The organism is Sporosarcina obsidiansis (assembly GCF_009651005.1).
Taxonomy (GTDB): Bacteria; Bacillota; Bacilli; order Bacillales_A; family Planococcaceae; genus Sporosarcina; species Sporosarcina obsidiansis.
This window is the reverse complement of record NZ_WHVW01000023.1, coordinates 44,619-52,037: the sequence shown is the minus strand read 5'-3', so window position 1 is coordinate 52,037 and position 7,419 is coordinate 44,619. Positions and strand designations below refer to the sequence as shown.

At 40.5% G+C, this 7,419-nt stretch carries 7 protein-coding genes; 6 read left to right on the top strand and 1 reads right to left on the bottom strand.

Annotated features, from left to right (window positions below; translation table 11 throughout):
* Window positions 1-109: 109 nt before the first annotated feature.
* Window positions 110-361 (bottom strand): 30S ribosomal protein S20, encoded by a 252-nt coding sequence (gene rpsT / locus GD002_RS15285; protein WP_153733231.1) that lies wholly within the window; start codon window positions 359-361, stop codon window positions 110-112.
* A 196-nt stretch (window positions 362-557) separates the two neighbouring features.
* Here rpsT and gpr point away from each other — a divergent pair, with 196 nt between their 5' ends.
* The 6 genes from gpr (at window position 558) to grpE (ending at window position 7,394) form a co-directional block, all read left to right on the top strand.
* Complete coding sequence (gpr, locus tag GD002_RS15280; protein ID WP_153733230.1) at window positions 558-1,595, top strand: GPR endopeptidase; 1,038 nt, start codon at window positions 558-560, stop codon at window positions 1,593-1,595.
* Window positions 1,596-1,648: 53 nt separating this feature from the next.
* Window positions 1,649-2,449: a stage II sporulation protein P gene (gene spoIIP, locus GD002_RS15275; RefSeq protein WP_228548397.1), complete on the top strand. Its 801-nt coding sequence runs from the start codon at window positions 1,649-1,651 to the stop codon at window positions 2,447-2,449.
* Between the two features lie 182 nt (window positions 2,450-2,631).
* A complete protein-coding gene (gene lepA / locus GD002_RS15270) occupies window positions 2,632-4,455 on the top strand; it encodes a translation elongation factor 4 (RefSeq protein WP_153733228.1) in 1,824 nt (607 codons plus the stop codon).
* Window positions 4,456-4,534: 79 nt separating this feature from the next.
* A complete protein-coding gene (hemW, locus tag GD002_RS15265) occupies window positions 4,535-5,674 on the top strand; it encodes a radical SAM family heme chaperone HemW (RefSeq protein WP_153733227.1) in 1,140 nt (379 codons plus the stop codon).
* 89 nt (window positions 5,675-5,763) lie between these two features.
* Window positions 5,764-6,819: a heat-inducible transcriptional repressor HrcA gene (hrcA, locus tag GD002_RS15260; RefSeq protein WP_153733226.1), complete on the top strand. Its 1,056-nt coding sequence runs from the start codon at window positions 5,764-5,766 to the stop codon at window positions 6,817-6,819.
* Window positions 6,816-7,394 (top strand): nucleotide exchange factor GrpE, encoded by a 579-nt coding sequence (grpE, locus tag GD002_RS15255; RefSeq protein WP_153733225.1) that lies wholly within the window; start codon window positions 6,816-6,818, stop codon window positions 7,392-7,394. The genes hrcA and grpE overlap by 4 nt, the downstream gene beginning before the upstream one ends.
* Window positions 7,395-7,419 lie beyond the last annotated feature (25 nt).

Genomic DNA, 7,419 nt, shown 5'->3' with positions numbered 1-7,419 from the left:
TGGCGTTTACTCTATTGTAAAAGAAAATAGACTGTAGGAAAACTCCAAATTTCCGGAGTTTGTCTACAGTCTGAAACTGCCTTGTATAAGGCAGTCTTTTAACATGTCATTATTGAGCTTTTTTAGTTAGACGTGATTTTTGACGAGCAGCAGTGTTTTTATGGATAAGTCCTTTACGAGCAGCAGTATCCACTTTTTTCACAGCATCTTTCAAAAGATCTTGAGCGTTCTCTTCGTTATTGATAAGAGCAGCATCCGCTTTACGGATCGCTGTACGCATAGCAGCTTTCACATGAGAGTTTTGCTCATTTGCAGCAGCACTTTGCTTAACGCGTTTAATAGCACCTTTAATGTTTGGCATTTCATTCACCTCCAGCTTTCAGGTAAGGCAAGAGTGTTTCCACAATCATCCGGACATCTCTTTACAACAAGCACAATTTTAACAAAACTAAAAGGAGATTGCAAGAAAAAAAGAGCAATCTCGCGTTGTTAATAGCACTTCTTCATCAGAATAAACTACGCTTTTTTGCACAAGCTTCACTTTAGAGGTGATTATAATGGACGAGATTAATTATTACCGTACAGATTTGATCGATGAAAGTGACGAGTTTGTCAGGCATCAAACTGCACGCGAAGAAAAGAAATTGAAGAAAATGTCTGGTATTGAAGTGGAAGAAAAGGAACTCGGAAGAATTAAGGCGACTACTGTAAAAGTGAAGGCGGAAGGTGAAGAAGAGATTGGGAAAGCGAAAGGAACATATGTTACGTTAACGATTCCGACACTTTCCGTTCATGAAATAGACGAATTACAGAAGTTATGTAATTTGGTTGTGGAAAAAATGGACGCGTTGATTAAAGAAAAATTGCAAGGAAGCGCAAAGAAAATTTTATTTGTTGGATTGGGTAATCGAGATATTACACCTGATGCGGTTGGACCTGTGACGATGGATATTGTGAAAGAGATCATCCCAGACTATTACGAAGCGGACGATAGTGGGGTGATGGTCTATGCACCTGGTGTGACGATTCAAACGGGCTTGGAGACTGCGTCTTTTGTAAAAGCGATTGTGGATGAGGGAAAACCTGATGTCCTCATTGTCGTGGATGCTCTAGCAGCAAGAAGCAGTTCCCGTCTGTGCCGAACGATTCAATTGACAGATACAGGTATCCATCCAGGTTCAGGAGTAGGTAATAGCAGAAAAGAGCTGTCAGAACAGAGCCTTGGTATTCCTGTTATCGCTATTGGTGTGCCAACCGTAGTGGACGGACCCGTGCTTGTGGCAGATGCGATTGATACAATGTTTGGTTATATTGCTGCAAAGATTGAAGAAGATAGCATGCCATCTTCAAAACTCGCGACTGGTCGTTTCCCTCAACAATCCACAGAAAGTGCCGACCGTACTTCTCTTGCACCTATATTTGGGGATTGGTCTTCCTGGACACATGAAGAACGGATTCAATTGTTTGAGGAAGTTCTTACTCAACACGAATTGGCTACATTCATTTCCCCGAAGGAAATTGACTCTTGGGTTGCGCAATATGCGTCTGCCCTCTCTACTTCATTGATGGATTGGATTCATAAAGTAAAAAAATAGTCCAGTCATGGTCCTTTTTTCTTCTGCATATAGTGGGAGATGGAGGGATCACAATGAAAAAAACTTTGCAAATCTGGATGAGCATTATTTTTCTGTTGTTCATCTTCCCAGTCGTTATTCAGTTTATTCCAAAACAGCCGACGCTTCAATCCACCCTCTCTTTAAAAGAACCTAGCATGATTGTTTACGCATCGAATGTGTTGGAAGAAGATATTCAACCGAAAGTAGAGGGGAATATACTTATTTATACCACTCATTCTCATGAAGCGTATGAACCGATTACTCAAGCTGTCAATGGAAAAATAGCTGCTTCTCATCATTCTGAGAATATCATGAAAGTAGGCACACGACTGAAAGACAATTTACTAGTTAATGGCTTGACAGCTGAACAGTTAGACGTCGATATTGCGAAAATCATGCAACAGAAGAAGATACCTTACCATAGATCCTATGCAGCTATACGTCCATATGTCGAAGAGAAAGTGCGCAGTCAGTCGTATGATTTGGTTATTGATTTGCATCGGGATTCGGTAGGGCCTTCGAAGTCGACAATTACCTATGAAAATCAACGTTATGCGAAAGTTGGTTTTGTAGTTGGTAGAGAACATCCGTATTATGAAAAGAATTTGTCGAAAGCTAAGCAATTGAAGAGTGAAATGGAAAAACGGGTTCCCGGAATTACGCGAGAAATCATTATTAAAGGTGGACGAGGAGTGGATGGGAAATATAATCAGGACTTGGATACAAGTATGATTTTGATCGAGCTTGGTGGTGTGGGCAATACGGAAGTTGAGCTGAATCAGACGGTTTCTGTCATCGGGGAATCGGTTTCTGCGCTATTGACTGTGCAATAATCTCTCAGATATTGAAGTCTTCATTGTTCACTGCTATAATTCAAGTAGTTTAACTCAATTCAACTGAATGGAGTTAGAGCCTCCGGCGGACGTCACAGATTTTCAAAGGAGCTTTTCGAGCAGGCTCGAATAAATCTGGACACAATTACGCCAAGGCGTAATTGATATAGGAGTGAACATGGATGAATCAAGAGCAGAGGTTAGCACGTCAAAAGAATATCCGTAATTTTTCTATTATTGCCCATATCGATCACGGAAAATCGACGCTAGCTGATCGTATTTTAGAAAAGACAGAAACAGTGAGTTCACGTGATTTAAAATCACAAACATTGGATTCCATGGACTTGGAACGTGAACGCGGTATTACGATTAAATTGAATGCTGTTCAATTAACATATAACGCGAAAAATGGTGAAGAATATACTTTTCACTTGATTGATACACCTGGACATGTCGACTTTACCTATGAGGTATCGAGAAGTTTGGCTGCCTGTGAAGGTGCTGTCCTCGTAGTAGATGCTGCCCAAGGCATTGAAGCGCAAACATTGGCAAATGTTTATTTAGCATTGGATAATGACTTGGAAATCTTACCTGTAATTAATAAAATCGATCTACCTGCTGCAGATCCAGAGCGCGTCAAACAAGAGATTGAAGATGTAATCGGACTAGATGCATCCGAGGCGGTACTTGCCTCAGCTAAAGCGGGGATTGGAATCGAGGAAATCCTGGAGCAGATCGTCGAAAAAGTACCAGCTCCTGAAGGTGATCCTGATGCCCCTTTGAAGGCACTGATCTTTGACTCCCACTATGATCAATATAAAGGTGTCATTGTCAATATCCGAATCGTTGAAGGAAGAGTGAAGCCAGGCGATAAAATTCGGATGATGGCGACAGGAAAAGAATTTGAAGTTTTAGAAACAGGTGTATTTACTCCTACTATTTCTCAGCGAGACGAATTGACAGTAGGAGATGTCGGATTCTTATCGGCCTCGATTAAAAATGTAGGGGATACACGAGTGGGTGATACAGTTACGACTGTAAAGAACCCTGCAAGTGAGCCATTACCAGGCTATCGTCGGATGAATCCGATGGTTTTTTGTGGTTTATACCCAATTGATACATCAAAATATAATGATTTGAGAGAAGCACTTGAAAAACTAGAGTTGAATGACTCTGCTTTAGAGTATGAAGCAGAGACATCACAAGCGCTTGGTTTTGGTTATCGTTGTGGTTTCTTAGGTTTACTTCATATGGAAATCATCCAGGAGCGAATTGAACGAGAATTCAAGATTGACTTGATTACGACTGCACCGAGTGTTATTTATAAAGTCAATCTAACAGATGGTACTTCTATGAATGTCGATAATCCATCTATGATGCCAAGTGCACAAAAAGTGGATTCGGTTGAAGAGCCTTATGTTAAAGCATCTATTATGGTTCCGAACGATTACGTAGGCGCTGTGATGGAATTATGCCAGCATAAGCGTGGCGATTTCATTACGATGGACTATATGGATAGTACGCGTGTCAATGTGATTTATGAACTACCATTGGCAGAAATCGTCTACGACTTTTTCGATCAGTTAAAATCTAGCACAAAAGGCTATGCTTCTCTCGACTATGAATTAATCGGTTACAAGCAGTCTAAACTCGTCAAGATGGATATTCTGTTGAATGGTGAACAAGTCGACGCCTTGAGCTTTATTGTGCATAAAGACTTCAGTTATGAACGTGGTAAGGCGATCGTGGAAAAATTGAAAGCGTTAATTCCGAGACAGCAATTTGAAGTGCCTGTGCAAGCAGCGGTAGGTCAAAAAATTGTTGCACGTTCGACGATCAAATCGATCGGTAAAAACGTGTTAGCTAAATGTTACGGTGGCGACATTTCTCGTAAACGTAAACTTCTTGAAAAGCAAAAAGAAGGTAAGAAACGAATGAAGCAAGTTGGTTCAGTGGAAGTTCCGCAAGAAGCCTTCATGGCAGTCTTGAAGATGGATGAAGACTAAAAAATACTTACAAGAGAGGGCACAAACGCCCTCTTTTTGCCGTCAATAAGGCATACTTAGATAAAAGGGAAGTGTCAGCATGCGGGGAGTGTATATACATATACCGTTTTGCCAGCAAATTTGTCATTACTGTGATTTCAACAAAGTATTTTTAAAAAACCAGCCTGTCGATCAATATATCGAATCTATCGGTCTGGAATTCCAATTAATGAAAGAAGCAGGCCATTCATTTGAACAAGTAGAAACGGTCTTTTTAGGTGGAGGGACACCGACCGCCCTCTCTGTGCCACAGCTAGATCGTCTGCTGACGATTGTCGAGCAATATATTGATATACCAGCTTTGCGAGAATTTACGACAGAGGCGAATCCTGATGATTTATCAGAAGCGCAGCTCTGCATATTAAAGGAGAAGGGTGTGACTCGATTATCGATTGGTGTTCAGTCATTCAATGAGCGTCTATTGAATCAAATCGGCAGAACGCACTCAGTCGATGACGTGGAGTGTGTAATTTCCACCGCCCGCAACATCGGTTTCGAAAATATTAGCCTAGATTTAATGTATGGCTTGCCGACCCAAACAGTGACAGAGTGGGAAGAAACCCTTGACCGTGCATTATCTCTGGACTTACCGCACTACTCCGCTTACTCGTTAATCGTTGAGCCAAAAACAGTGTTTTATAATCGAATGACAAAAGGGAAATTACCGCTTCCTGGAGAAGACGCGGAAGCAGAAATGTTTGGTATGGTAATCGATCGCATGAATGCTTCCAATAGAATGCAATATGAAATCAGTAATTTTGCGATACCTGACTATCCTTCGTTTCACAACCTGATTTATTGGGAAAACTTGAATTATGCAGGGATTGGTGCAGGAGCACATGGTTATTTAGGGAAGCAACGTTATGCCAATGTAGGACCATTAAAACATTATATTGATCATCTAGAGGAAGGTAAATTGCCGATCAAGGAAGTCCACGAGGTGACGCAAGCTGAATCAATGGAGGAGGAAATGTTTCTCGGATTACGCAAAATAGAAGGTGTGTCCATGGAACATTTCAAGCAAAAATTTAAAAAACCCATCCTAGAAGTGTTTGGCAAACCGATTCATGACCTTCAACAACAGGGCATGTTGCAGATCGTAGACGACCAGCTTTGTCTTACTAGAAAAGGGATTTTTCAAGGAAACGCAGTATTTCAACAATTTTTACTTGAAGTGTGAGTTGATTCGTTGACAGGTAAAATGTAATTTGATAAATTATGAGTAGTATTAGCACTCGAAGTTAATGAGTGCTAACAGGAGTGATGATCATGTTGACAAACAGACAATTGCTCATACTACAATTGACAGTGAAAGATTTTATCGAGTCTGCCCAACCTGTAGGTTCCAGACAGCTGTCAAAGAAACCGGAAGCGCCATTTAGTTCGGCTACAATTCGGAATGAAATGGCAGATCTGGAGGATATGGGTTATCTAGAAAAGACTCACACATCATCTGGAAGAGTACCCTCTGAAAAAGGTTATCGCTTCTTTGTGGATCATTTATTACAACCGCAAACCTTGGATTTGGAAGACAGCATGCAGTTGCGAACGTTATTTCAGGAAAAAGTAGGAGAGTCAGAAGAATTAATACGTAAATCAGCTACGATTTTATCGGAACTGACAAATTACACTTCAATTCTACTGGGACCGGATACGTCGACGCATGCTGTAAAAAGATTTTCAATTGTTCCATTGGATCAAAAGAAAGCAGTTGCGATAATTGTTACAGATAATGGACATGTGGAAAATAGAATATTTGACGTTCCACAAGGGCTTACTGCTTCAGAAATCGAAAAAACAGTAAATATTTTAAATGAACGCCTAATTGGCACCTCACTTGTACAGTTGCAACAGAAGCTGTTACAGGAAGCGAAGCATGTGTTTGAACAGCATATTCACCAAGCTGAAAAGTTATTCAGTTCTCTGCAACAAGCAGTTGCTGTAGAGCCGGAAGAGCGTCTGTACTTCGGTGGAAAATTGAATATGTGGAAACAGCCGGAATTCCATGACTTTCAAAAAATGCAGTCTTTTATTGAGCTAATGGAAAAAGGTAATCCTGCAATGGCCTTTTTTCAGAAGAATGATCAAGGAATTCACGTTCGGATTGGATCCGAGAACAAGGTGATTGATATGGAAGACTATAGTGTAATTACTTCCACATACTCTGCAGGAGAGAATATGGAAGGTTCTATTGCTATTATTGGTCCGAAGCGAATGGATTATGGAAGGGTCATTACGCTGCTGGATAGTTTAAGCAGTGATTTATCTTCTGCACTTCATCGTTTAACAATTGGACAAGACGCGAACAGGAGGCAAGACACGTGACAGAAAATCAAGAACTTAATGAAAATGAACAATGTGAAAATAGTTCTGACAACGAGCAAGAGCTGAATCAATCCACGGAACAGCAAGAGCAGCAAGCTGAACCTGTAAGTGAATTAGACGAAAAACAGCAAAAAATAGATGAACTAACAAAAGCACTTGAAGAAGAAGAAAGCAAAAAATTACGTGTATTGGCCGATTTGGAAAATACGAAAAGACGCGCCTCACTCGACTATCAAGCATTACAAACGTATCGTTCACAAAATGTGATAGTTAATATTTTACCTGTGCTAGATAACTTTGAGCGTGCGTTGTCTGTTGAAGCAAAAGAATCAGAAAGCCAATCCATCCTCACGGGCATGGATATGGTGTATCGCTCATTAGTAGAAGCCTTAAAGTCAGAAGGGTTGGAAGAAATTGAAGCACTTGATCAAGAGTTTGACCCTAATTTCCATCAGGCAGTCATGACAGGAAATGACGAGGAAAAACCTTCTGGCACGGTATTAGAAGAACTGCAAAAAGGATATAAGTTGAAAGATCGCGTTCTTCGTCCATCCATGGTTAAAGTGAACGAATAAAAGAAACTAACTTACAGAAAATTTA

Excerpts from the sequence above, each read along its gene's own strand:
- rpsT (WP_153733231.1), bottom strand. The coding sequence starts at position 361 with ATGCCAAACATTAAAGGTGCTATTAAACGCGTTAAGCAAAGTGCTGCT.
- hemW (WP_153733227.1), top strand. The coding sequence starts at position 4,535 with ATGCGGGGAGTGTATATACATATACCGTTTTGCCAGCAAATTTGTCAT.
- gpr (WP_153733230.1), top strand. The coding sequence starts at position 558 with ATGGACGAGATTAATTATTACCGTACAGATTTGATCGATGAAAGTGAC.
- lepA (WP_153733228.1), top strand. The coding sequence starts at position 2,632 with ATGAATCAAGAGCAGAGGTTAGCACGTCAAAAGAATATCCGTAATTTT.
- hrcA (WP_153733226.1), top strand. The coding sequence starts at position 5,764 with ATGTTGACAAACAGACAATTGCTCATACTACAATTGACAGTGAAAGAT.
- spoIIP (WP_228548397.1), top strand. The coding sequence starts at position 1,649 with ATGAAAAAAACTTTGCAAATCTGGATGAGCATTATTTTTCTGTTGTTC.